Source organism: Nocardioides sp. J9 (genome assembly GCF_007829375.1).
GTDB lineage: Bacteria > Actinomycetota > Actinomycetes > Propionibacteriales > Nocardioidaceae > Nocardioides.
This window is the reverse complement of sequence record NZ_VLJQ01000055.1, coordinates 143,994-166,494: the sequence shown is the minus strand read 5'-3', so window position 1 is coordinate 166,494 and position 22,501 is coordinate 143,994. Positions and strand designations below refer to the sequence as shown.

Genomic DNA, 22,501 nt, shown 5'->3' with positions numbered 1-22,501 from the left:
GCGGTGCCCGGGTCGCCCAGCCCCGTGCCCAGCCCCGCGCCCAGCCCCGTGCCCGGCCCGGGGCCTGCCCCGGCACCGGCCGCCAGCCCGGTCCCAGCCGACGGTGGTGGGTCGCCGGCGGGGTGGCCGCGGCGCTCGCCCTCGCCGGCGGCGTCGGCGCAGCGCTGCTCACCGGCGGCGACGGCCCGGACGACCCCGAGGACGACTTCCTGTCCCTGGAGCCGACCGCGATCCTGCAGGCCGCCGAGAAGGACATGGCCGTGGTGCGCACCGCCCGGATCCGCGGCACCTTCGGCGACGGCACCGACACCCTCACCGTCGACGTCGTCGCCACCACCCGCGGCGACTGCCAGGGCACGATGACGTCCGCGGCCGCTGGGGGCACCGCGGAGCTGCTGCGCGTCGGGGGGACCGTCTACATCCGCGCCGACCGCGCGTTCTGGAACGCCAGCAGCGACGACCCGGCCACGACCACCCTGCTGCTGACGGTGATCGGCGACCGCTGGGTGGAGGAGGAGTCCCTCGTCGAGAGCACCGAGTCCTTCTGCGACCTCGACGAGTTCCTCGAGCGCGACGGCCGTGAGGGGGCCACGGCGACCCGGGTCGGCACGGGCACGGTCAACGGTGAGTCGACCGTGCGCATCGAGCAGACGGAGGGCCCGAACCGTGAGGTCCTCGACGTGCGCGTCGCCGAGCCGCACTACCTGATGCGGGTCGAGGAGAGCGAGGTCGACTCCTTCGAGTTCTCCGAGTTCGACGAGGACGTGGAGATCACGAAGCCCGCCACCGACGAGGTGTTCGCGCTGCAGGAGTACCTCGACAAGATCGAGAAGGGCCTCGGGTCCCTGCCGGGAGCCGACCCGAGCGACGACCCGTCGGACGGGTCCTCCGAGTAGCCGCTCGGGCAGCGGGCCCCGGCCGGGCCGTCGACGTCAGGCGTTCTCGCGGCGGAAGACCGCGGTGCCCCACCACACGGCGAGGGCGAACAGCGCCACGGTCCAGCCGACGCCCCACAGCATCGAGCCGTCGAAGTCGCCGAAGAAGGACGCGCGGACCGCGTCGACCACGTGCTTGATCGGCATGAAGTCGCTGAGCCGCTCGAGCCAGTCGGCGCCGAAGCTCATCGGCAGCAGGATCCCGCTGAGCAGCAGGACCGGCATCATCACGACGTTGATGATGGGCGCCATCACGTCCTCGCTCTTGGTGGTGAGCGCGAGGGCGTTGGACGCCGCTGCGCAGGCGCCGCCGAGCATCAGGGTCAGCACCACGCCGACGACGATGCCGCCGAACGAGGTCTCCATGCCCATGACCAGGCCGAGCCCGACCAGGATCACCGCCTGCACGAACAGCTGCGCCAGGTCGCGGTAGAGCCGGCCGAGGAGCAGCGCGGAGCGGTGCGCGGGGGTGACCCGCTCGGCCTCGATGACGCCCTCGCGCCACTCGCCGATGAGGGAGAAGCCGGCGAAGAACGCCCCGAAGATGCCGAGCTGGACGAGCATGCCGGGCACGAACCACGTGTAGTGGTTGCCGCCGAGCTGCTCGATGACCGGCTTGAGCAGCGGGCCGAAGAGCAGCAGGTAGAGGACCGGCTGCAGCATGCCGATGATCACCCACGCGGGGTTGCGCAGGTTCATCCGCAGCTGGCGGTTGAAGACGATCCACGACTCGCGGAGCAGGGTGGTCATCGGTCAGGCTCCTTCGGCGGTGGCCGCGGGTACGGCGGTGGTGGCGCCCGGCTCGGCCTCGGCCGCCGCCTCGGCGTCGCGCAGCGAGCGGCCGGTGAGGGTGAGGAAGACGTCGTCCAGGGTGGGCCGGACGACCTCGATCGACTCGAGGGTGACGCCCGACGCCTCGAGGTCGCGCAGCAGGCCGGGCACCGCCTTGCCGGCGCGACTGACCCGGCCGCGGACGTGGCGGCCGTCCACCTCGAGGTCGCTGCTGATCGAGGCGAGCCGGTCGCGGGCGACGGCGACCTGCTCGGCGCCCCCGACCTCGAGGTCGACGAGGTCGCCGGCCACCGAGGCCTTGAGGCTGTCGGCGGTGTCGCTCGCGACGATCCGGCCCTGGTCGATGATGACGATACGGTCGGCCAGCGCGTCGGCCTCGTCGAGGTAGTGGGTGGTGAGGAAGACCGTCGCGCCCTCGCGGTCACGCAGGTCGGAGATGTGCTGCCACAGGTTGATCCGGGCCTGCGGGTCGAGGCCGGTCGTGGGCTCGTCGAGGAACACCAGCGACGGTGAGTGGATGAGCGCCATCGCGATGTCGAGGCGGCGCTTCTGGCCGCCGGACATGTTCTTCGGCATCCGGCGCCACAGCCCGTCCAGCTGGAGCTTGTCGAAGAGCTCCTGGCCCTTGGCGACGGCCGCCGAGCGTGACATCCCGTAGAGCATGCCGTGGTCGACGACCTCGTCACCGGCGTAGGCGCCGGAGAAGGTCGAGCCGACCTGCGAGCAGTAGCCGATGCTGCGCCGCACGTCGACCGACTGGGTCGCGACGTCGTAGCCCGCCACCGTCGCGGTGCCCGCCGTCGGCCTGAGCAGCGTGGTCAGCATCCGCAGCGTGGTGGTCTTCCCGGCGCCGTTGGGGCCCAGGAAGCCGACCACCTCGCCCTCGGCGACGTCGAGGTCGACGCCGCGCACGGCGTGCACCTCGCGCTTCTGCCTGCCCTTGCCGGTGTGGAAGGTCTGCACGAGTCCTCGTGCTCGGATCATCGTTCGTGTCCCCTCGTGGTCAACCTTGAACAAACACCATGTTCAAGGTTGAACACGGCGCTGTCAACCCGGAGCGCGGAGCGCGCCCCACGGGACCGACCGCACCACCGGCGCGGACTCATCGCAACCAATCGCAACCGGATATCGGGCCGGCGGGTGTGCGCCTCAGCGGCCGAGCAGCGCGCGGTAGCGCTCCCGGTCGGCGTTCATCTGCCAGCCCGGGTCGTCGTCCGCGGGTGCCCAGGCCATCGGCTCGTCGCGGAACGAGAGCTGCCCACTGCGCACGTCGTCGAGCAGCTCGACCAGCCAGGCCCGCTCGGCCCGGCCGCGCAGCAGCTGGAGCTCCATCGAGCGCAGGGCGTGCGGCGGCACGTCCGTCCGGCCCGGCGCGGTGACCCCCTCGAGGTGGGGGAGCAGGTCCTCCAGCGCCCGGAGCCGCTGTGCCAGGTGGCGTACGGCGGTGGGCCGGTCGACCAGCGGCAGCAGGCCCAGCGCGGCGTGGAACCCGACGCCGTCGTACAGGTCGACGGTGGTCAGCGAGACCTCGAGCAGCCGCTCGAGCTCGTGGCGCCCGGAGCCGGTGAGCTCGTAGACCGCCACCGGTCGCCCGCCGTCGACCAGGTCGTGGCGGACCAGGTGGCCCTGCTTGGTCAGCGTGGTGAGGCCGTTGTAGATCGACCCGGGGTTCACGTGCGCCCACTCGTCGACCTGCCACGACATCAGCTCGCGGCGGATCTGGTAGCCGTTGACCGGCTCGAACAGCGCGACCGCCCCGAGCAGCAGCATCCGGGTGTCGTGGGCGGCCATGGCCGGAGTCTATGAGCGTCGGCGGGAATGGCCGCCGACCGCTGGTGGTTGCGGCTGGTCGTGACCGCTCCCGCCGCTGCCTCCGTGACGCGTGCGAGCGTCGGGCTGCGCAGCGAGCGCGGACCGATCCTCGCCTCGGTCATGCTGAGCACCGCGCTGGTCGCGATCGACACGACGATCCTCGCGACCGCGGTGCCCGCCGTGGTCGAGGACCTCGGCGGGTTCACCCAGTTCCCGTGGCTGTTCTCGACCTACCTGCTCGCCCAGGCGGTCACCACCCCGATCTACGGCAAGCTCGCCGACGTCTTCGGCCGCAAGCCGCTGATGCTGCTGGGCATCGGGCTCTTCGTGCTCGGCTCGGTGCTGTGCGCCGTGGCGTGGAGCATGACCGCGCTGATCGTCTTCCGCGCGGTGCAGGGGCTCGGTGCCGGTGCGATCCAGCCCGCGGGCATCACGATCATGGGCGACATCTACTCGGTCGCCGAGCGCGCCGTCGCGCAGAGCTACGTCGCCGGCGTGTGGGCGACCGCCGCCGTCGTCGGCCCCACCCTGGGCGGGCTGTTCTCCGAGCACCTGTCGTGGCGCTGGATCTTCTGGATCAACCTGCCCCTCGGCCTGGTCGCCGCGCTCGTGCTGGCCCGCCGCTTCCACGAGGGTGCGGCCGCCGAGGCCCGCAAGGAGCGGCGCTCGCTGGACGTCGGCGGCGCGGTGCTCCTGGCGCTGGCCGCGCTGCTCGTCCTGACGGGCTTGCTCGAGGGCGGCATCCGCTGGGCGTGGTGGTCGCCTGCCGGTGTCGGGATCTTCGCCGGTGCCGCCGTCCTGCTCGCCGCCTTCGTCGCCGTCGAGCGCCGGGTCCACGACCCGGTGCTGCCGCTGTGGGTGTTCCGCGACCGGGTGCTCAACTCCTCGACCGTCGGCGCGCTCGTGGTCGGCGTGCTGATGCTCGGCGTCACCTCCTACGTCCCCGTCTACGCCCAGCGCGTGCTCGGCGCCGGCGCCGTCGTGTCCGGCCTCGCCGTGGCCGCGCTCGCGATCGGCTGGCCGATCGCCGCCAGCTCCGCCGGCCGCTTCTACGTGCGCTGGGGCTTCCGGCCCTGCCTGCTCGCCGGTGCCCTCTTCGGCCTCGCCGGCACCGCCGTGGTGGCGTCGGTCGGCCCGGACAGCCCGGTGTGGCTGCTCGCCCTCGGCTGCCTGGTCCTCGGCCTGGGCCTCGGGTACGTCGCCAGCCCCGGCATCGTCGCGGCCCAGTCGGCGGTGTCGTGGCGCAACCGTGGCGTCGCGACCGGCACCAACATGTTCGCCCGCTCGGTCGGCAGCGCGGTCGGCATCGCCGTCTTCGGTGCCATCGCCAACGGCGTCGTCGCCTCCCGCCTCGGTGGCGGCCAGGTCGCCGGCGACATCGACCTGGAGAGCCTCCCCGTCGACGTCCTCGACCCCGCCCTGCACGCCGTCTTCCTCGCCGTCCTGGCCACCTCCCTCCTCCTCGTCGTCTCCGGCCTCCTCATGCCGAAGCGCGTCGAGCCCGCCGCCGACTGACCGTCCTGCGCCCGACGAGGTGCGCCTTGTGGTTGCGCGGGGTGCGCCTTGTGGTTGCGCGGGGTGCGCCTTGTGGTTGCGCGAGGTGCGCCTTGTGGTTGCGCGAGGTGCGCCTCATGGCCGTCCGAGGTGCGCCTTGTGGTTGCGCGAGGTGCGCGTCGTGGCTGCGCGAGGTGCGCCTCATGGCCGTCCGAGGTGCCGGTCGTGGTGGTGCCGCCACCGGTCCCGCGCCCACCCCGGACCCGCCCGGCGTTGTGCGCGACGACAACGACCGCGTATGTGACTCGCGAGTAGAGTCGCCGGCATGAAGCGTGAGATCTACGACGACGACCACGAGGCCTTCCGCGCATCCGTCAAGGAGTTCGTGGACCGGTCGGTCCTGCCGAACGTCGAGGAGCACATCGCCAACAAGGCGCTCCCTCGCGAGTTCTGGCTCGAGGCGGGCAAGCAGGGCCTCCTCGGCCTGAGCATCCCCGAGGAGTACGGCGGCGCGGACGCCGGCGACTTCCGGTTCAACGCCGTCCTGCAGGAGGAGCTCGCCAAGGTCGGCGCGGCGTACCCGACCTGCCATGGCATCCACGCCGACATCACGGTGCCCTACATCGTCGACCTGGGCACCGAGGAGCAGAAGCAGCGCTGGCTCCCGGGCTGCGCGTCGGGCGAGATCCTCACCGGCATCGGCATGACCGAGCCGTCGGGCGGCTCCGACCTCGCGGCGCTGAAGACCACGGCCGTGCGCGACGGCGACTCGTGGGTCATCAACGGGTCCAAGACCTTCATCACCAACGGCTACTCCGGCGACCTGTTCGTCACCGCCGTGCGCACCGACCCGGAGAAGGGCCCCAAGGGCATCACCCTCTTCGGCATCGAGGCGACCATGGAGGGCTTCTCGCGCGGGCGCAAGCTCGACAAGGTCGGCATGGAGGAGTCCGACACGGCCGAGCTGTTCTTCGAGAACGTGCGGGTCACCGACGCCGAGATCATCGGCGAGCTCAACATGGGCTTCATCCACATGATGCAGAAGCTGCCGCAGGAGCGCCTCGGCTGCGCGGTCGCCAACATCGCGCACGCCAAGCAGATCCTGCTCGAGACGATCGACTACGCCAAGGAGCGCAAGGCGTTCGGCGCCCCGATCGGCACCTTCCAGCACAACAAGTTCCTGCTGGCCGAGCTGGTCACCCGGATCGAGGCTGCGGAGGCGTACATCGACAAGTGCGTGCTCAACCACTCGCAGGGCACGCTCACCGCCATCGACGCCGCCAAGGCCAAGTGGTTCTCCAGCCAGGTGCAGTCCGAGGTCCTCGACCACTGCGTCCAGCTGCACGGCGGCTACGGCTTCATGAACGAGTACCGCGTCGCCCGCGCGTGGCGCGACGCCCGCGTCACGAAGATCTGGGCGGGCTCCAACGAGATCATGAAGGAGCTCATCGGCCGCGAGCTCGGCCTCTGACGATCCACCCCGAGAGCCCCTCCCGCGCCCGTCGTGGGAGGGGCTCTCGTCGTACCGGCCGGAAGGCGCTCGCATGAGTCCGGCCCGATCGGGGATCATGGAGGGGTGACCACGGAGACCCAGGCGGCGGACGGCGAGATCGGTCCGCACGAGGACGAACCCCACGAGCAGGGCCTCAACGACCGCCTCAACTGGCTGCGCGCCGGAGTTCTCGGCGCCAACGACGGCATCGTCTCGACGGCCGGCATCGTCCTCGGTGTCGCCGGCGCGACCACCGACCGCACGGCCATCCTCATCGCCGGTGTCGCGGGCGTGGTGGCCGGCGCGATGAGCATGGCGGCGGGCGAGTACGTCTCGGTCAGCACCCAGCGGGACTCCGAGGAGGCGCTGCTGGCCAAGGAGCGGCGCGAGCTGCGCGAGGACCCGGAGGACGAGCTCGCCGAGCTGGCGGGGCTGTACGTCGACAAGGGGCTCGAGCCGGACCTCGCGCTCGAGGTCGCGAAGCAGCTGACGGAGAAGGACGCGCTCGCGGCACACGCCGAGGTCGAGCTCGGCATCGACCCTGACGACCTCACCAGCCCGTGGACAGCGGCGTGGGCGTCGATGGTCTCCTTCACCCTCGGCGCGCTGCTGCCGCTGCTGACCATCCTGCTCGTCACCCAGGACCACCGCGTCTGGGTGACCGTCGCGGCCGTCGCCGCAGCGCTCGCCCTGACCGGCTGGGCCAGCGCCCGCTTCGGGTACGGCGCCGTCCGGCCGGCCGTCATCCGCAACGTCCTCGGGGGCCTGCTCGCCATGGCTGTCACGCACGGGATCGGCCAGCTGCTCGGCACCCAGGTCTAGCGCCGGTGCGTGTCTTCACCGCGATCGTCCCGCCGGCGCACGCCGTCGAGCACCTCGACGGGTTCCTCGAGCCGCGGCGCGCCGCCGCCGGCTTCCGCTGGACGCGTCCGGAGCACCTGCACCTCACCCTGGCGTTCATGCCGGACGCCGCGGAGCACCGCGTCGACGAGTACGTCGACCGGCTGGCCGAGTCCCTCGACGACCTCGAGCCGGCCGACGTCGCCCTGGCCGGGCCGGTGGTCTTCCCGAACGTCGACCAGGCCCGCGTCCTCGCCACCGGCGTCACCGGCGCCACCGACCTCGTCGAGCGGCTCGCGGTCCGCGCCCGCAACGCCGCCGTCGCCTGCGGCATCGAGGTCGACGGCACCCGCTTCCGCCCGCACGTCACGATCGCCCGCACCGGCGGTCGGCCCACGGGGATGACCAGCTGGGTGCGGCTGCTGGAGTCCTACAGCGGCCCCGCGTGGCCGCTCGCGTCCGTCGAGGTCGTCGCCTCGCACCTGGGGGAGGGACCGCGCCGCACGCCGCGCTACGAGAGCCTGGCCCAGGTCCTGCTCTGAGCGATGAGGCCCGGGGGCAGCGCCGGGCTGTCCGGGCACACCCCCCGATGGACCAAGGAGGAGCCATGTCGTTCCAGGCCTACATCGACGCGATCGAGAAGAAGACCGGCCGCATCCCGCAGGAGCTCGTCGACGAGGCGCACGCCCGCGGCTACGGTCCCGACACCAAGGCAGGCGAGATCGTCGCCTGGCTCGCCGAGGACTACGGCCTGGGCCGCGGGCACGCCATGGCGCTCGTGCACGTGGTCAGGACCGGCCCGCAGATCAGCGACAAGCACGTCGGCTCCGGCGGCACGCACAGCGACCCGTCGGACATGCTGCGCCTCGACGGGCTCGCGAACCGCACCACCTGACCCCCGGTACGACGAAGGGCCGGCCCCGCCGCAGCGGGACCGGCCCCTCGTCGTACCCAGCGAGGTCAGTCGTCCAGGTGCCGGACGATCTCCTCGACCTTGTCCTTGGCGTCACCGAACAGCATCTGCGTGTTCTCGCGGAAGAACAGCGGGTTCTGCACGCCGGCGTAGCCCGCGGCCATGGAGCGCTTGAACACGATGACGTCGCGGGCGTTCCAGACCTCGAGCACCGGCATGCCGGCGATCGGCGAGGACGGGTCCTCCGACGCGGCCGGGTTGACCGTGTCGTTGGCGCCGATGACCAGCACGACGTCGGTCTCCGGGAAGTCGTCGTTGATCTCGTCCATCTCGAGCACGATGTCGTAGGGCAGCTTGGCCTCGGCCAGCAGCACGTTCATGTGCCCGGGCAGGCGGCCCGCGACCGGGTGGATGCCGAAGCGGACCTCGACGCCCCGGGCCCGCAGCTTCGCGGTCAGGTCGGCGACGGGGTACTGCGCCTGCGCGACCGCCATGCCGTAGCCCGGCGTGATCACGACCGACTTCGCACCGGCCAGCAGCTCGGCTGCCGCGTCGGCCTGGATCTCGCGGTGCTCGCCGTAGTCCTTGTCGTCGCCGCTGGGGGCCTCGATGCCGAAGCCGCCGGCGATGACGGAGATGAACGAGCGGTTCATCGCCTTGCACATGATGTAGGACAGGTAGGCACCGGAGGAGCCGACGAGCGCACCGGTAACGATCAGCAGGTCGTTGCCGAGCAGGAAGCCCGACGCCGCCGCGGCCCAGCCGGAGTAGCTGTTCAGCATCGACACGACGACCGGCATGTCACCGCCGCCGATGGAGGCGACCAGGTGCCAGCCCAGCGCCAGCGCCAGCAGGGTGAGGACGCCCAGCAGGACGTCGGCAGTGGCGTTGTCGTGGGTGTCGAGCGAGACGTAGACCGCGGTCAGGACCGCGAACAGCACGAGGGAGCCGATGTTGATGAGGTTCTTGCCCGGCAGCATGAGCGGCGCGGACTTCATCTTCGCCGACAGCTTCAGGTTGGCGACGATCGAGCCGGTGAAGGTGACCGCACCGATGAAGATGCCGATGGCGACCTCGGCCTCGTGGATGTTGACGAGGCTGGGCATGCCCTCGTGGGAGCCGAGGATGTGGCCGTTCCAGCCGATCGCGACGGCCGCGAGGCCGACGAACGAGTGGAGCAGCGCGATCAGCTCGGGCATCCCGGTCATCTCGACGATGCGGGCGCGCCACAGGCCGATGACCGCACCGATCGCGACCGCGGCGAGCATCAGGGCGATGACCAGGCCCCGGTCGTCGACGTACTCGCTGACGTCGATGACGGTGGCGATGGTCGCGACCAGGGCGACGGCCATGCCGACCATGCCGTAGGTCAGGCCGCTCTTGGCCGACTCGTGCCGGGACAGGCCGGCGAGGGAGAGGATGAACAGCAGGGCAGCGACGAGGTACGCCGCACCGGTGATGGAGAAGATGTCCATGGTCAGGCTCCCTTGCTGAACATCGAGAGCATGCGGCGCGTGACCGCGAACCCACCGAAGACGTTGATCGACGCGAGCAGGATCGCGACCGCGGACAGCCCGACGATCAGCTTGTCGTCACTGGCGACCTGCACCAGCGCACCGACGACCACGACGCCGGAGATGGCGTTCGTGACCGACATCAGCGGCGTGTGCAGGGCGTGCGCGACCTTGCCGATCACGTAGTAGCCGACGACCACGGACAGCATCAGCACCGTGAAGTGGCGACGCAGCTCGTCGGTCGGGGCGAGGGCGTTGACCAGCCAGAAGAGCGCGATCGCGCCGAGCACGGCGCCGACCTTCGCCTGCGGCGACATCGGCTTCTTCTCGGGCTTCGGCTCGACCGGCGCGGCGGCAGCGGCCGCCGGGGCGGCCGAGACCTGGACGGCCGGGGGCGGCCAGGTCGACTCCCCGTCCTTGACGACGGTGATGCCGCGCTGGACGACGTCGTCGAAGTCCAGCGCCAGGTTGCCGTCCTTCTCCGGGGTCAGCAGCTTGAGCAGGTTGACGATGTTGGTGCCGTAGAGCTGCGACGTCTGCGCGGCCAGGCGACCGGCGAGGTCGGTGTAGCCGAGGATCGTCACGCCGTTCTCGGTGACGACCTTCTGGTCGGCGACCGTGCCCGCGGCGTTGCCGCCGTTGGCCGCAGCCATGTCGACGATGACCGAGCCGTTCTTCATGCCGGCGACGGTCTCGGCGGTGATCAGCGCCGGGGCGGGACGGCCCGGGATCAGCGCCGTGGTGATGACGATGTCGGCGGCACGCGCCTCCTCGTCGTACATCGCGGCGGTCGCGGCGACCTGCTCGGCCGTCATCTCCTTGGCGTAGCCGTCGGCGGAGACCTCGGCCTCGAACTCGACGTGCACGAACTCCGCGCCCATGGACTCGACCTGCTCGGCGACCTCGGGCCGCACGTCGAAGGCGCGCACGACGGCGCCCATCGCCGACGCGGCACCGATCGCGGCGAGGCCGGCGACACCGGCGCCCACGACGAACACGCGGGCCGGCGGGATCTTGCCCGCGGCGGTGACCTGGCCGGTGAACATCCGGCCGAACTCGTGCGCGGCCTCGACCACGGCGCGGTAGCCCGCGACGTTCGCCATCGAGGACAGCACGTCCATCGACTGCGCGCGCGAGATGCGCGGGACGGCGTCCATGGCCAGCGCGGTGACGCCCTGCGCCTGCAGTCGCTCCAGCAGCTCGGGGCTGCGGGCCGGGGCCATCATGGAGATGATCGTGGCGCCACGCCGGAGCCGGCCGATCTCCTCGTCGGTGGGGGCGTTGACCTTGACGACGACGTCGGCGGCCCACACCTCCTCCGGCGTACCGACGCGCACCCCTTCGACGGCGGTGAACGCGCTGTCGGGCTGGTCGGCGGACTCGCCGGCGCCCGTCTCGACGATCACGTCGTAGCCGAGGTTGGTCAGTTGGGAAACGGTCTTGGCGGTTGCCGCTACCAGGGTTTCGCCCGGTTTCGACTCGCGCGGGATGCCGATCAGCATCGAGCCTCCAGCGTTGAGGGACACAACAAACGGCAGCACCCGGGTGTGGGCGCAGCGGTCAGCAAACTACACAGCCCTCACGGGTTCACGGGGGGCGTCTTACGTGTGACCTACGTCCCTTGCGCTCAAATCATGATCATGATTTGATCTACGTCTGCCCTGGACCCTGTCCGACGGGCTCCGGAGAGGGGGCGGCAGGAGCGGGTCAGCCCCCCGCGATGCCGTAGAGCCGGTCGCCGGCGTCGCCCAGGCCGGGGACGATGTAGCCCTTCTCGTTGAGCCGCTCGTCGACCGCCGCCGTCACCACGGTGACCGGGATGTCGAGGTCGGCGAGCTCCTGCTCCACACGGTCGCAGCCCTCGGGCGCCGCCAGCAGGCAGACCGCCGTGATGTGGTCGGCGCCGCGGTCGACGAGGAAGCGGATCGCGGCGGCGAGCGTGCCGCCGGTGGCCAGCATCGGGTCCAGCACGTAGCACTGCCGGCCGGTCAGGTCGTCGGGCAGCCGCTCGGCGTACGTCACCGCCTCGAGGGTCTCCTCGTTGCGGACCATGCCCAGGAAGCCGACCTCGGCGGTCGGCAGCAGCCGCATCATCCCGTCGAGCATGCCCAGGCCCGCCCGCAGGATCGGTACGACGAGGGGTCGGGGCGTCGCGAGCCGGACCCCCGTCGTGGGCGCGACCGGCGTGACGATGTCCGTGGTCTCGACCCGCACGTCGCGGGTGGCCTCGTAGGCCAGCAGGGTGACCAGCTCGTCGGCGAGCGAGCGGAAGGTCGGCGAGTCGGTCTGCTGGTCGCGGAGCACGGTCAGCTTGTGGGCGACGAGGGGGTGGTCCACGACCAGGGTGCGCATGGGCCAACCCTAGTCGGACTCCCCGGCGCTGCCGCCACCCCGCGGCCCGGGCGCCCGGGGTGACGTGGGCGGTGGGGACCGTCCTGCGCGAGGGGGCCAAACCTCTGGCCCTGTCCCGATTCCCGTGTCACGCTTGGCGCATGACCGCAGCCGGCCCGTCCACCGAATCGGTCGACTTCGCGCTCGCCGCCTACCGCCAGGAGGGGGTGTGGCAGGTCGCCGAGCTCACGCCCGACCACGCGACCGACGTCGACACCCTCGTGTCCGCGCTGCGCAGGTTCCCCGGTGACGGCGGTGTCGTCGGGCTGGTCGCGGTGGAGGAGGACTTCTTCTTCGTCGTCCGCGTGACCGGCCAGCAGGTGCGGGTGATGCTCTCCGACATCACCGCCGCCTCGGAGTGGGAGCTGGCTGCCGACGTGGTCGAGCACCTCGGCCTGCCGCCGGTCGACGACGAGGACGACCCCGAGCCCGCCGGCGACCTCGAGCTGCTCAGCGACCTGGGCGTGGACGCGATGTTCCTCGCCGAGGTGCTGGACGACGACGAGCTCTACCCCGACGAGATGCTCTCGGAGATCGCCCGCGGCATGGGCTTCGGCCAGCTCTTCGACGACGTCGTGGGCCTGACCTCCGCGTGACCCTCGGCGTGACAGCGTGACAGGACCGGTCGAGGCGGCCTGGGCCGCGCCGATGCAGCGCGCCCTCGCCGAGGCGGAGGCCGCGCTGACGAGCGGCGACGTACCCATCGGCGCCGTCGTCGTCGACGCCGCCGGCGAGGTGGTGGGCGTCGGCCACAACGTCCGCGAGCGCGACGGCGACCCCACCGGCCACGCCGAGGTGGTCGCGCTCCGCGCCGCGGCCGCCGCCCGCGGGGATTGGCGGCTCTCCGGCTGCACCCTCGTGGTGACCCTCGAGCCGTGCACGATGTGCGCCGGCGCCGCCGTCCTGTCCCGGGTGGACCGGGTCGTCTTCGGTGCCTGGGACGACAAGGCGGGCGCCGTGGGGTCGTTGTGGGACGTCGTGCGCGACCGGCGTCTCAACCACCGCCCCGAGGTGGTGTCCGGCGTGCTGGCCGCGGAGTCCGCGGCGCTCCTCGAGCGGTTCTTCTCCGCGCAGCGCGGTTGAGCCACCGAGCTGGACCACCGATGATTCCGCGGGCGCCCGCCGGTCGGTAGGGGCATGACCCTCGACCTCGGACCGGCCACCACGACCCTCGCCACCCTCGTCGCCGCCGTGCGCGACGAGGACCTCGCCCGACCGACCCCGTGCACGGAGTACTCCGTCGCCGACCTCGTCGACCACGTCGGCGGCCTCGCCGTCGCCTTCACCGGCGCAGCCCGCAAGGAGCCGGTGCCGGGCACCGAGCAGGGCGCCGTCGGCGACGGCCCCCGCCTCGAGCCGGGCTTCCGGGACCGGATCGGCGCCGACCTCGGCGCGCTGGCGGCGGCGTGGCGCGACCCGGCGGCGTACGACGGCATGACCGCCGCCGGCGGCATCGACCTGCCCGGTGACGTCGCCGCGGCCGTCGCCCTCAACGAGGTCGTCGTGCACGGCTGGGACCTCGCGACCGCCCTCGGCCGCCCCTTCGAGGTCACCGACGCCGACGTCGCGGCCTGCCTGTCCTTCGCCCGCCCGTTCTCTCCACCCCGGAGACCCTCTCCGAGCGCGGCTCCGCCTTCGGCCCGCCCCTCCCGGTCCCGCCCGGAGCCCCGCCCCTGCTCGAGCTGCTCGCCCTCCTCGGCCGCCGCGCCTGAGCGCGGTAGTCCCTGACGAAAAGCACCGCGACACGCCGTACGACGGTGCTTTTCGTCAGGGACTACCCCAGCCCGACCGCCCCACCCCGTCCGGTCACCAGGCTCGCCAACGGCGGTAGTCCCGGGTCAAAAGCACCGCGACACGCCGCCGGAAGGTGCTTTTGGCCCGGGACTATCGCGAAGGTCTGGACGAACCGACCGCCCCGTGTTATGGGCTGGGGTGGGGTGAGGCGGGTCAGCGGAGGGCGGCGGCCTCGGCGGCGAGGGTGCGGATCCGGTCCCAGTCGCCCGCGGCGACGGCGTCGGCGGGGGTGATCCACGAGCCGCCGACGCAGCCGACGTTCGGCAGGGCGAGGTAGTCGGGGGCCGAGGCGGGGGTGATGCCGCCGGTGGGGCAGAAGCGGGCCTGCGGCACCGGGTCGCCGACAGACCTGAGGTAGCGCACACCACCGGACGCCTCGGCCGGGAAGAACTTCATCTCGCGCTGCCCGGCCTCGAGCACCGCGAGCACCTCCGAGACGGTCGACGTGCCGGGCAGGAACGGCACGCCGGTCGCCTGCATCGCCGCGAGCAGCGCGGGCGTGGAGCCCGGGGAGACCAGGAAGCGGGCCCCCGCCTCGACGGCCGCCTCGGCCTGGTGCGGGGTGGTGATGGTGCCGGCGCCGAGCAGGATGTCCGGCACCTCGGCCGCGATGGCGCGCAGCGCGTCCAGGGCGACCGGGGTGCGCAGGGTCAGCTCGATCGCCGGCAAGCCGCCGTCGACCAGCGCCTGCGCGATGGGTACGGCGGCCGCGAGGTCGTGCACGACGACCACCGGCATGACGGGGACGACGTCGAGCACGGACTCAGGAGCGGACAAGGGGAGCCTCCGGGGCGGTGGTCGGGTCGGCGGCGGGCGAGGGGAACACCGATGCTCCCTCGTCGGCTGGTCCCACGGTCGCACGGAACGCGGCGAAGAGCTCGCGCCCGGTGCCGGCCCGCGCCGCGCCCGAGGGCGCAGCGCCGGTCGGCTCGCGATGCGCGAGGTCGGCCTCGACGTGCAGCACGCCGGCGCCGGCGTCGAGGGTGATGACGTCGCCGTCACGCACCCGGGCGAGCGGCCCGCCGACGGCGGCCTCGGGGGTGACGTGGATGGCGGCGGGGACCTTTCCGGAGGCACCGGACATCCGGCCGTCGGTGACGATCGCGACCCGTTGCCCACGGTCCTGCAGCACGCCGAGCGGGGGGGTCAGCTTGTGCAGCTCGGGCATGCCGTTGGCGGCGGGGCCCTGGTAGCGGATGACCGCGACGAGGTCCTGGCCGTCGAGGTCGCCGTCGGCGAAGGCCTGCAGGAAGTCCTGCTGGTCGTCGAAGACCCGCGCCGGCGCGGTGACCGTGCGGTGCTCGACCGCCACGGCGGAAGTCTTGACGACCCCGGTGCCGAGGGGCCCGCGCAGCACCTTGAGCCCGCCGTCGGCGGAGAACGGGTCGGTGGCTGGACGGAGCACGTCGAGGTCGAGGCTCTCGGCCGGGCCGGGACGCCACGACAGCTCGCCGTCGATGAGCACCGGCTCCTCGGTGTAGCGGCGCAGGCCGTGGCCGACGATCGTCTCGACGTCCTCGTGCAGCAGTCCCGCGTCGAGCAGGGTGCTCACCAGGAAGCCGATCCCGCCGGCGGCGTGGAAGTGGTTCACGTCCGCGGCACCGTTGGGGTAGACCCGCGCCAGCAGCGGTACGACGGCCGACAGGTCGGCGAGGTCGTCCCACGTCAGCAGGATCCCGGCAGCACGTGCGATCGCGACCAGGTGCAGCGTGTGGTTGGTCGACCCGCCGCTCGCGAGCAGGGCCACGCACGCGTTGAGCACGACCTTCTCGTCGACCATCTCGCCGAGGGCCGGCGCCGCATCGTGCTGCTGGGTGCGGCGCACCGCCACCGCCGCCGCCTCGCGGGTGAGTGCGTCGCGCAGCGGGTTGTCGGGGTTGACGAAGGAGGAGCCCGGCAGGTGCAGGCCCATCACCTCCATCAGCAGCTGGTTGGAGTTGGCGGTGCCGTAGAAGGTGCACGTCCCGCGCGAGTGGTACGACGCCGACTCGGCCTCGAGCAGCTCCTCACGGCCGACCTTGCCCTCGGCGAAGAGCTGGCGCACCTTCGCCTTCTCCTTGTTGGGCAGGCCCGAGGCCATCGGCCCGGCGGGCACCCACACGGCGGGCAGGTGCCCGAAGGACAGCGCGCCGATCAGCAGCCCGGGCACGATCTTGTCGCAGACGCCGAGCAGCAGGGCGGCGTCGAACATGTCGTGGGAGAGCGCGATCGCGGTCGACATCGCGATCACGTCGCGGCTGTAGAGCGAGAGCTGCATGCCGTCGCGGCCCTGGGTGACGCCGTCGCACATCGCCGGCACGCCGCCGGCGACCTGCGCGAGACCACCTGCGCGGACGACCGCGTCCTTGAGGACGGGCGGGTAGTCGCCGTACGGCTGGTGCGCCGAGAGCATGTCGTTGTAGCTGGTGACGATCGCCAGGTTCGGCTTCTGCCCGCGCGCGAGCTCCGCCTTCGCCGGGCCCTCGGCGGCCGCGAAGCCGTGCGCGAGGTTGGCGCACGCGAGGCGACCCCGCGCAGGTCCGCGCAGGGCCGCCTCGCGCACGCGAGCGAGGTACGCCGTGCGGGTGGCGGCGCTGCGCTCGGTGAGCCGACGGGTCACGTCGGCCAGGACGGGGTGGAGGGGCTGCTGGGTCATGTCACTCCTGCCAGGTGCGGCCCTCGCGCGCCAGCAGCATCGCCGCCGCGGCCGGGCCGGTGGTGCCGGGGTGGTAGCGGACCGGCTCGATGCCGGCGCGCTCCCACTGGTCGAGGATCGGCTCGACCCACGCCCACGCCGCCTCGACCTCGTCGCGGCGCATGAACAGGGTCGGGATGCCGCGCATCACGTCGAGCAGCAGCCGCTCGTAGGCGTCGGGGCTGCGCTCGTCGAAGGTGTCGTCGTAGCTGAGGTCGAGCGAGGCCGGGTGCATGCGGATGCCGCCCGGGCCGGGGTGCTTGGCGGTCAGGTGCAGCTGCATGCCCTCGTCGGGCTGCATCCGGATGGTCAGCCGGTTCGGCGTCGTGACGCCCTCGCTGTGCGGGAACATCGCGTGCGGCGGCTCCTTGAAGACGACCTCGATGGTCGACTCCTTGCGGGCCAGCCGCTTGCCGGTGCGCAGGTAGAACGGCACGCCCGCCCACCGCCAGTTCTGCACCTCCGCGCGCAGCGCCACGAAGGTCTCGGTCGTGCTCTGCCGGCCGATCTCCTCGGCGTACGTCGTGTACTGCCCGCGCACGGTGTGGCGGTCCACGTCGGCGCCGGCCAGCGGCTTGAGGGCGCGCAGCACCTTGAGCTTCTCGTCGCGCACCGGGTCGCCGCCGACGTACGTCGGGGGCTCCATCGCGACCAGGCACAGCATCTGCAGCAGGTGGTTCTGCACCATGTCGCGCAGCGCGCCGGCGCGGTCGTAGTAGCCGCCGCGGCCGCCGACGCCGAGCGTCTCCGACACGGTGATCTGCACGTGGTCGACCCAGCGGGAGTTCCACACCGGCTCGAGGAAGGTGTTGGCGAAGCGCGTGACCAGCAGGTTCTGCACGCTCTCCTTCCCGAGGTAGTGGTCGATCCGGTAGACCTGCCCCTCCTCGAACACCCGCCCGACGGCGTCGTTGACGACGCGCGAGGACGCCAGGTCGGAGCCGATCGGCTTCTCGAGGACGACGCGGCTGTCGGGCTCGACGAGGCCGAGGTCGTCGAGGCGGTCGCAGATCGGGCCGAACAGGTCGGAGCCGACGGCGAGGTAGAACACGCGCGTGGCCGGACCCTCGCCGCGGGAGGTGCGGCCCGGGTGGTCCTTGAGCAGGCCGTGCAGCTGGTGCCACCCGTCGGGGACGTGGGCGTCGATGGCGAGGTGGTGCAGCCGGCGGGTCAGCCGGTGCACCGCGCCGGCCTCGAGGTGGTCCTCGGGCACGTGCTCGAACAGGGCCTGGGTGACCAGGTCGCGGTAGCCGGCGTCGTCGAGGGCGTGCCGGGACACGCCGATGATCCGGGTGTCGGGGTGGAGGTTGCGCTGGCGCTCGCGCTCGTAGAGGCCGGGGAGCAGCTTGCGGAGGGCGAGGTCGCCGGTTCCGCCGAAGACGGTGAAGTCGCAGGCGGGGACCTCGAGGTCGGGAGTCACACTCACGCCCTCCACGGTAGAGCCAAAGGATGCATCGAGGGAACCCTACTTAGGTCTTTTTGAGATCAAAGTGGTCGTGCTTAGATTCCGGTCATGTCCTGCGCCCGCCTGCGCCGCACCTCCACCCGCCGGGGTGAGGGCTGATGGCGCGCGAGTCCGCGACTGCTGGTGAGCTCCTCGCGCTGCTGCGCTCCGGCCGGGCGAGCACCCGCGCCGACCTGCGCGGGCTCACCGGCCTGTCCCGCACCGCAGTCGTCGCCCGGGTCGCCGCGCTGACCGACGCCGGGCTGCTCCGCACCGGCGCCGAGCTCGCCTCCACCGGCGGGCGCCCGCCCGGGAGCCTGGTCTTCGACACCGGCGCCGGCGTCGTGCTCGCCGCCGCCATCGGCCGCTCGCGCTCCCAGGTCGCGGTCTTCGACCTCGGCGGCGCCGAGCTCGCCTCCTCCGCCGTCGACCACGAGGTCGGCGCCGGCCCCCACGACGTGATGCCCGTCGTTGCCGACCAGCTGCGCACGCTGCTCGCCGCCGGCCCGGCCACCGCGCTGGGCGTGCTCGGGATCGGGGTCTCCCTGCCCGGCGTCGTCGACGCCGAGCGCGGGGTCAGCGTCGACACCCCGGTCATGGCCGGCTGGGACGGCGTCCCGCTGGCGCCGTACCTCGCCGACGTGGCGGACGCCCCGATCCTGCTCGCCAACGACGCCGACACCATGGCCCGCTCGGAGTTCCTCGGCCACGCCACGCCCACCGACGACCTGCTCGTCGTCAAGGCGTCGACCGGGATCGGGCTCGGCGTCCTCGCCGGCGGTCGCATCGTCACCGGCGCCCGCGGTGGCGCCGGCGACCTCGGGCACACCAAGGTCGCGGAGGCCGCCGGACGGCCGTGCCGCTGCGGCGACGTCGGCTGCCTCGAGACCGTCGCCTCCGGCTGGGCGCTCGTCGCCCGGCTGCGCGAGGAGGGCCGCACCGTCGACCACGTCCGCGACCTGGTCGCGCAGGCGCTGGCCGGCGACGCGGAGGCCAAGCAGCTGCTGCGCGAGAGCGGCCGCCAGGTCGGCGAGTTGCTCGCCGTCGCCATCAACCTGCTGAACCCGCGGGCCGTCGTCCTCGGCGGCGACATGGCCGGCGCCTACGACGTGTACGCCGCCGGTGTGCGCGAGGCCGTCTACGCGAAGGCGTCGGCGCTCGCGACCCGCGAGCTGCAGTTCCTGCCCGCGACGTACGGTGACCGGGCGGGTCTCGTCGGCTGCGCCGCGCTCGCGCTCGACGCCGTCCTCAGCCCTGCCGCCGTCGACGCGCGGCTGGCCCGCGCCCGCTCCTGACCCCTCGCAAGGAGGACCTCCATGGAACAGCGACCCTTCGGCCGGCCCGGCAGCGCCCTGGCCCGCGAGGTCTCCGTCGTCGGCCTCGGCACCTGGCAGCTCGGCGCCGACTGGGGCGACGTCAGCGAGGCGGACGCCCGTGCCGTCCTCGAGGCGTCCGCGGAGGCCGGCGTCACCTTCTATGACACCGCCGACGTCTACGGCGACGGCCGCAGCGAGCAGATCGTCGGCCGCTTCCTCGCCGACCACGCCGACGACGGCTTCACCGTCGTCACCAAGATGGGCCGCCGCGTCGACCAGGTGCCGGACAACTACGTGCTCGCCAGCTTCCGCGACTGGCTCGACCGCTCGCGGCGCAACCTCGGCGTCGACACCATCGACCTCGTCCAGCTGCACTGCCCGCCGTCGGAGGTCATCGACGACGACGCGACCTACGACGCCCTCGACCAGCTCGTCGCCGACGGCGTCATCGCCGGCTACGGCGTCAGCGTCGAGACCTGCGCCCAGGCCCTGTCCGCAATCACCCGCCCCGGCGTGCAGTCGGTGCAGATCATCCTCAACGCCTTCCGGCTCAAGCCGCTCGACGAGGTGCTGCCCGCCGCGGCCGAGGCCGGCGTCGCGATCATCGCCCGCGTGCCCCTGGCCTCCGGCCTGCTGTCGGGCCGGTACGACGAGTCGACCACCTTCGCGCCCGACGACCACCGCACCTACAACCGCGACGGCAGCGCCTTCGACGTCGGCGAGACCTTCTCCGGCGTCGACTACCGCACCGGCGTCGCCGCGGCCGCGGAGTTCACCGGCCTCGTCCGCTCCGCCCTCGGCGACGAGGTCACCCCGGCCCAGGCCGCGATCGCGTGGTGCTGGCAGCAGCCCGGCGTCACCACCGTCATCCCCGGCGCCCGCAACCCCGAGCAGGCCCGCGCCAACGCCGCCGCCGGCCTGCTCGACCCGCTCCCCGCCGAGCTGCTCGACGGCGTCCGCGCGATCTACGACCGCCACCTGCGCGAGGCCATCCACCCGCGCTGGTGACCGCCGCGCCCGTCGAGGCGTCACTTCCGGCCCGTCGAGTGGTCACTTCCGGCGCGTCGAGTGGTCACCTCCGGCGGGTCGGCACGTCACTTCCGGCCCGTCGAGTGGTCACTGCTGGCGGTAGTGGTCCGGCGCGACCGGTCGCCCGCAGGAGCCTCCGCACACTCCGTGGTGCGAACTCGCACACCTCGTGGTGGGAACCCGCACACCTCGTGGTGCGAACTCGCGCACTTCGCGGTGGAAAGTCACGCACCTCGTGTGGAGGCATGAGAAGTCGCGGTATCAGCGACGGTCCGGGCGCGCTCTGAGGAGAGGCAGGAACCCCTCCCCTCATCGAAGGAGCCCCCCATGACCACCACCGCAGACCGCCGGCCCGGCGGACGCCTCTCGCCGGTCGCCCTCGCCGTCCTCGTCGTCGCCCTGCTGCTGGGCAGCACCGGCGGAGCCGTCGCGCACGGCATCATCACCGGCGCGAAGATCAAGGACGGCACGGTCACCGGCGCCGACATCAAGAACGAGAGCCTCACGGCCAAGGACGTCCGCGACGAGCCGCGGGCGTGGGGTGCGGCGTACACGACGTACATCAACGACTTCGTCACCGCCAGCTACCAGCCGATCGTGTCGCGGTCGCTCAACACGTCCGCGAAGGGCTTCCTCGCGATCACCGCCACGGTGTACGCCGAGGACGACGTCACCCTCGCCGGCGACGGCCGCCTGCAGTACTCGCTGCGGATCGACGGCAAGGTCCTCGCCGGCTACCGGCAGCTCCACTACAAGGGCTCCGGCGCTGGTGAGAACGGCGCCGTCACGGTCGTCGTGCCGGTGCTGAAGGGTTCGCACAGCGTCGCCCTCGTCGCCCGCGAGCTCGGGACCGGCTCGTTCATCACCAGCTCGAGCCTGTCGATCGTCTACACGCCGACCGGCGGCGCCACGGGCGTGTCCCTGAGCAAGACAGTGGTCCCGCGGGCCAACCGCTGACCACCAGCCCGCCTGGCCCCGTTGGGGGCGCCGGTCTCCCGGCGCCCCCGATGTCAGGGCGGGGCCGGATTTCGGGCCTCCCGCGCCGCTCCGGTAATGTCTCCCGCGGTGACGTGTCCGAGCGGCCTAAGGAGAACGCCTCGAAAGCGTTTGTGGGCGCAAGTCCACCGAGGGTTCAAATCCCTCCGTCACCGCCGCACAGATCGGACCGGGTCCTGCGAGGGCCCGGTCCGGTCTTCTTTTGTGCCGGTCGTCGGCATCGCTGGGGAGGTCCACACCCCCGCGCAGCGGGTCGGTGGTCGACGCCGCGCCACCGCTGCAAGGTCGAGGGATGAGCACCGAGACCGATCCCGCGCGCAAACCCACCAGCCGTGTCCGGCAGGTGGTGGGCTCCCACAACCTCCGCGACCTGGGGGGAGTCGTCACCGAGGACGGGAGTCGCGTCCGCACGGGCCGCGTCTTCCGGTGTGACTACCCAGCTTTCGCCGAGGCCGATGCTGCCGCGTGGGACGAGCTCCGCCTCGCCACCGTGGTCGACCTGCGCCGAGGCACGGAGGTCGCTGTGGAGTGCGTCGACTGGTCGGCGTACCGCGTCCGGTGGTGCCGCTGGGGGCTGAGCGCGGGGCAGGAGAGCTCGTGGCGGGCGGGATATGCGGCCTACCTGGAGACCCAGCCCGAGTCGGTCGTCGGCGCCGTCCGCGCCGTGATGGACCCGCGCGGGCACGCCGTGCTGTTCCACTGCGCGGCGGGCAAGGACCGCACGGGCGTCGTCGCGACGCTGCTCCTCTCCGTGCTCGGTGTCGCGGAGCAGGACATCGTCGCCGAGCACCTGCTGTCAGCGCCGAGCGTGGAACCCGTCCTGACCCGGCTGCGACGCCACGACCTCTATGCCGAGATGCTCTCCGACAGCAGCGTCGAGGACCAGGCGCCGGCGCCCCGGCAGGTGGAGTCCCTCCTCGAGTGGCTGCGCGCCCGGGGTGGCGCCGAGGCCTGGCTGGTGGACCACGGGCTCCGTGCCGAGGAGGTCGGGGCCTTCCGAGCGGCCATGCTGGAGAGGCGATGACGTCCGGCACCCCTTGCCGAAACGGTCTGACCATTCTAATC

22 protein-coding genes and 1 tRNA gene are annotated in these 22,501 nt (G+C 72.5%); 14 read left to right on the top strand and 9 right to left on the bottom strand.

Annotated elements, in window-relative coordinates; all coding sequences use genetic code 11:
- Positions 1–896 (top strand): hypothetical protein (locus L615_RS23150; protein WP_186449759.1); only part of this gene is annotated, 896 nt, incomplete at its 5' end.
- Between the two features lie 36 nt (positions 897–932).
- Here the strand turns inward: L615_RS23150 and L615_RS06375 are convergent.
- The 3 genes from L615_RS06375 to L615_RS06365 form a co-directional block, all read right to left on the bottom strand.
- Positions 933–1,685, bottom strand: a complete 753-nt coding sequence (locus L615_RS06375) for an ABC transporter permease (RefSeq protein ID WP_028654540.1) — start codon at positions 1,683–1,685, stop codon at positions 933–935.
- Between the two features lie 3 nt (positions 1,686–1,688).
- Positions 1,689–2,711 (bottom strand): ATP-binding cassette domain-containing protein, encoded by a 1,023-nt coding sequence (locus tag L615_RS06370; protein ID WP_028654539.1) that lies wholly within the window; start codon positions 2,709–2,711, stop codon positions 1,689–1,691.
- Positions 2,712–2,876: 165 nt separating this feature from the next.
- The gene (locus tag L615_RS06365) at positions 2,877–3,518 is read right to left on the bottom strand and encodes a PadR family transcriptional regulator (RefSeq protein WP_028654538.1); all 642 of its coding nucleotides are present in this window, start codon (positions 3,516–3,518) and stop codon (positions 2,877–2,879) included.
- Positions 3,519–3,545: 27 nt separating this feature from the next.
- Between L615_RS06365 and L615_RS06360 the strand changes: the two genes are divergently transcribed.
- The 5 genes from L615_RS06360 (at position 3,546) to L615_RS06340 (ending at position 8,260) form a co-directional block, all read left to right on the top strand.
- Complete coding sequence (locus L615_RS06360) at positions 3,546–5,054, top strand: MDR family MFS transporter (protein WP_145724491.1); 1,509 nt, start codon at positions 3,546–3,548, stop codon at positions 5,052–5,054.
- Positions 5,055–5,358: 304 nt separating this feature from the next.
- Positions 5,359–6,504: an acyl-CoA dehydrogenase family protein gene (locus L615_RS06355; RefSeq protein WP_028654536.1), complete on the top strand. Its 1,146-nt coding sequence runs from the start codon at positions 5,359–5,361 to the stop codon at positions 6,502–6,504.
- A gap of 105 nt (positions 6,505–6,609) precedes the next feature.
- Positions 6,610–7,347: a VIT family protein gene (locus L615_RS06350; RefSeq protein WP_232221673.1), complete on the top strand. Its 738-nt coding sequence runs from the start codon at positions 6,610–6,612 to the stop codon at positions 7,345–7,347.
- A 5-nt stretch (positions 7,348–7,352) separates the two neighbouring features.
- Positions 7,353–7,907, top strand: coding sequence for an RNA 2',3'-cyclic phosphodiesterase (thpR, locus tag L615_RS06345; protein WP_145724490.1), 555 nt, complete (start codon positions 7,353–7,355; stop codon positions 7,905–7,907).
- A 65-nt stretch (positions 7,908–7,972) separates the two neighbouring features.
- A complete protein-coding gene (locus L615_RS06340; protein WP_145724489.1) occupies positions 7,973–8,260 on the top strand; it encodes a DUF4287 domain-containing protein in 288 nt (95 codons plus the stop codon).
- A gap of 65 nt (positions 8,261–8,325) precedes the next feature.
- Here the strand turns inward: L615_RS06340 and pntB are convergent, their stop codons facing one another.
- The 3 genes from pntB to upp form a co-directional block, all read right to left on the bottom strand.
- Positions 8,326–9,753 (bottom strand): Re/Si-specific NAD(P)(+) transhydrogenase subunit beta, encoded by a 1,428-nt coding sequence (pntB, locus tag L615_RS06335; protein WP_028654532.1) that lies wholly within the window; start codon positions 9,751–9,753, stop codon positions 8,326–8,328.
- A 2-nt stretch (positions 9,754–9,755) separates the two neighbouring features.
- Positions 9,756–11,294, bottom strand: a complete 1,539-nt coding sequence (locus tag L615_RS06330; protein WP_145724488.1) for a Re/Si-specific NAD(P)(+) transhydrogenase subunit alpha — start codon at positions 11,292–11,294, stop codon at positions 9,756–9,758.
- A gap of 205 nt (positions 11,295–11,499) precedes the next feature.
- Positions 11,500–12,144: a uracil phosphoribosyltransferase gene (gene upp, locus L615_RS06325; protein WP_028654530.1), complete on the bottom strand. Its 645-nt coding sequence runs from the start codon at positions 12,142–12,144 to the stop codon at positions 11,500–11,502.
- Positions 12,145–12,284: 140 nt separating this feature from the next.
- On the opposite strand from upp, the gene L615_RS06320 reads away from it, so the two are divergent.
- Genes L615_RS06320 through L615_RS06310 form a run of 3 tightly spaced genes read left to right on the top strand, consistent with a single transcriptional unit; the run spans position 12,285 to position 13,911 of the window.
- Complete coding sequence (locus L615_RS06320) at positions 12,285–12,779, top strand: tRNA adenosine deaminase-associated protein (protein ID WP_028654529.1); 495 nt, start codon at positions 12,285–12,287, stop codon at positions 12,777–12,779.
- Positions 12,780–12,831: 52 nt separating this feature from the next.
- Positions 12,832–13,266: a nucleoside deaminase gene (locus L615_RS06315; RefSeq protein WP_145724505.1), complete on the top strand. Its 435-nt coding sequence runs from the start codon at positions 12,832–12,834 to the stop codon at positions 13,264–13,266.
- A gap of 54 nt (positions 13,267–13,320) precedes the next feature.
- Entirely contained in the window at positions 13,321–13,911 is a 591-nt protein-coding gene (locus L615_RS06310; RefSeq protein ID WP_222430469.1) for a TIGR03086 family metal-binding protein, read from the top strand.
- A gap of 219 nt (positions 13,912–14,130) precedes the next feature.
- Here L615_RS06310 and eda read toward each other — a convergent pair whose 3' ends face one another.
- Genes eda through zwf form a run of 3 tightly spaced genes read right to left on the bottom strand, consistent with a single transcriptional unit; the run spans position 14,131 to position 18,077 of the window.
- A complete protein-coding gene (gene eda / locus L615_RS06305) occupies positions 14,131–14,754 on the bottom strand; it encodes a bifunctional 4-hydroxy-2-oxoglutarate aldolase/2-dehydro-3-deoxy-phosphogluconate aldolase (RefSeq protein WP_261376579.1) in 624 nt (207 codons plus the stop codon).
- Positions 14,741–16,612, bottom strand: a complete 1,872-nt coding sequence (edd, locus tag L615_RS06300; protein ID WP_145724487.1) for a phosphogluconate dehydratase — start codon at positions 16,610–16,612, stop codon at positions 14,741–14,743. The genes eda and edd overlap by 14 nt, the downstream gene beginning before the upstream one ends.
- 1 nt (position 16,613) lies before the next feature.
- Positions 16,614–18,077, bottom strand: coding sequence for a glucose-6-phosphate dehydrogenase (gene zwf, locus L615_RS06295; RefSeq protein WP_261376578.1), 1,464 nt, complete (start codon positions 18,075–18,077; stop codon positions 16,614–16,616).
- 137 nt (positions 18,078–18,214) lie between these two features.
- On the opposite strand from zwf, the gene L615_RS06290 reads away from it, so the two are divergent.
- From L615_RS06290 to L615_RS06270, 5 genes are all read left to right on the top strand, one after another.
- Positions 18,215–19,390, top strand: a complete 1,176-nt coding sequence (locus tag L615_RS06290) for an ROK family protein (RefSeq protein WP_145724486.1) — start codon at positions 18,215–18,217, stop codon at positions 19,388–19,390.
- A gap of 21 nt (positions 19,391–19,411) precedes the next feature.
- Complete coding sequence (locus L615_RS06285; RefSeq protein ID WP_145724485.1) at positions 19,412–20,419, top strand: aldo/keto reductase; 1,008 nt, start codon at positions 19,412–19,414, stop codon at positions 20,417–20,419.
- Positions 20,420–20,767: 348 nt separating this feature from the next.
- Complete coding sequence (locus tag L615_RS06280; protein WP_145724484.1) at positions 20,768–21,397, top strand: hypothetical protein; 630 nt, start codon at positions 20,768–20,770, stop codon at positions 21,395–21,397.
- Positions 21,398–21,504: 107 nt separating this feature from the next.
- Positions 21,505–21,591, top strand: a tRNA-Ser gene (locus L615_RS06275).
- Between the two features lie 137 nt (positions 21,592–21,728).
- On the top strand, positions 21,729–22,460 hold the full coding sequence (locus L615_RS06270) for a tyrosine-protein phosphatase (RefSeq protein ID WP_145724483.1): 732 nt from the start codon (positions 21,729–21,731) through the stop codon (positions 22,458–22,460).
- The last annotated feature ends 41 nt before the right edge of the window (positions 22,461–22,501 follow it).

Bases quoted from the DNA above. Each gene is read 5' to 3' on its own strand.
- L615_RS06280 (WP_145724484.1), top strand. From the start codon at position 20,768: ATGACCACCACCGCAGACCGCCGGCCCGGCGGACGCCTCTCGCCGGTC.
- L615_RS06310 (WP_222430469.1), top strand. From the start codon at position 13,321: ATGACCCTCGACCTCGGACCGGCCACCACGACCCTCGCCACCCTCGTC.
- L615_RS06370 (WP_028654539.1), bottom strand. From the start codon at position 2,711: ATGATCCGAGCACGAGGACTCGTGCAGACCTTCCACACCGGCAAGGGC.
- L615_RS06365 (WP_028654538.1), bottom strand. From the start codon at position 3,518: ATGGCCGCCCACGACACCCGGATGCTGCTGCTCGGGGCGGTCGCGCTG.
- L615_RS06355 (WP_028654536.1), top strand. From the start codon at position 5,359: ATGAAGCGTGAGATCTACGACGACGACCACGAGGCCTTCCGCGCATCC.
- edd (WP_145724487.1), bottom strand. From the start codon at position 16,612: ATGACCCAGCAGCCCCTCCACCCCGTCCTGGCCGACGTGACCCGTCGG.
- L615_RS06270 (WP_145724483.1), top strand. From the start codon at position 21,729: ATGAGCACCGAGACCGATCCCGCGCGCAAACCCACCAGCCGTGTCCGG.
- L615_RS06360 (WP_145724491.1), top strand. From the start codon at position 3,546: ATGGCCGCCGACCGCTGGTGGTTGCGGCTGGTCGTGACCGCTCCCGCC.
- L615_RS06285 (WP_145724485.1), top strand. From the start codon at position 19,412: ATGGAACAGCGACCCTTCGGCCGGCCCGGCAGCGCCCTGGCCCGCGAG.
- L615_RS06290 (WP_145724486.1), top strand. From the start codon at position 18,215: ATGGCGCGCGAGTCCGCGACTGCTGGTGAGCTCCTCGCGCTGCTGCGC.
- L615_RS06320 (WP_028654529.1), top strand. From the start codon at position 12,285: ATGACCGCAGCCGGCCCGTCCACCGAATCGGTCGACTTCGCGCTCGCC.
- pntB (WP_028654532.1), bottom strand. From the start codon at position 9,753: ATGGACATCTTCTCCATCACCGGTGCGGCGTACCTCGTCGCTGCCCTG.
- upp (WP_028654530.1), bottom strand. From the start codon at position 12,144: ATGCGCACCCTGGTCGTGGACCACCCCCTCGTCGCCCACAAGCTGACC.
- L615_RS06330 (WP_145724488.1), bottom strand. From the start codon at position 11,294: ATGCTGATCGGCATCCCGCGCGAGTCGAAACCGGGCGAAACCCTGGTA.
- L615_RS06315 (WP_145724505.1), top strand. From the start codon at position 12,832: ATGCAGCGCGCCCTCGCCGAGGCGGAGGCCGCGCTGACGAGCGGCGAC.
- L615_RS06340 (WP_145724489.1), top strand. From the start codon at position 7,973: ATGTCGTTCCAGGCCTACATCGACGCGATCGAGAAGAAGACCGGCCGC.
- L615_RS06375 (WP_028654540.1), bottom strand. From the start codon at position 1,685: ATGACCACCCTGCTCCGCGAGTCGTGGATCGTCTTCAACCGCCAGCTG.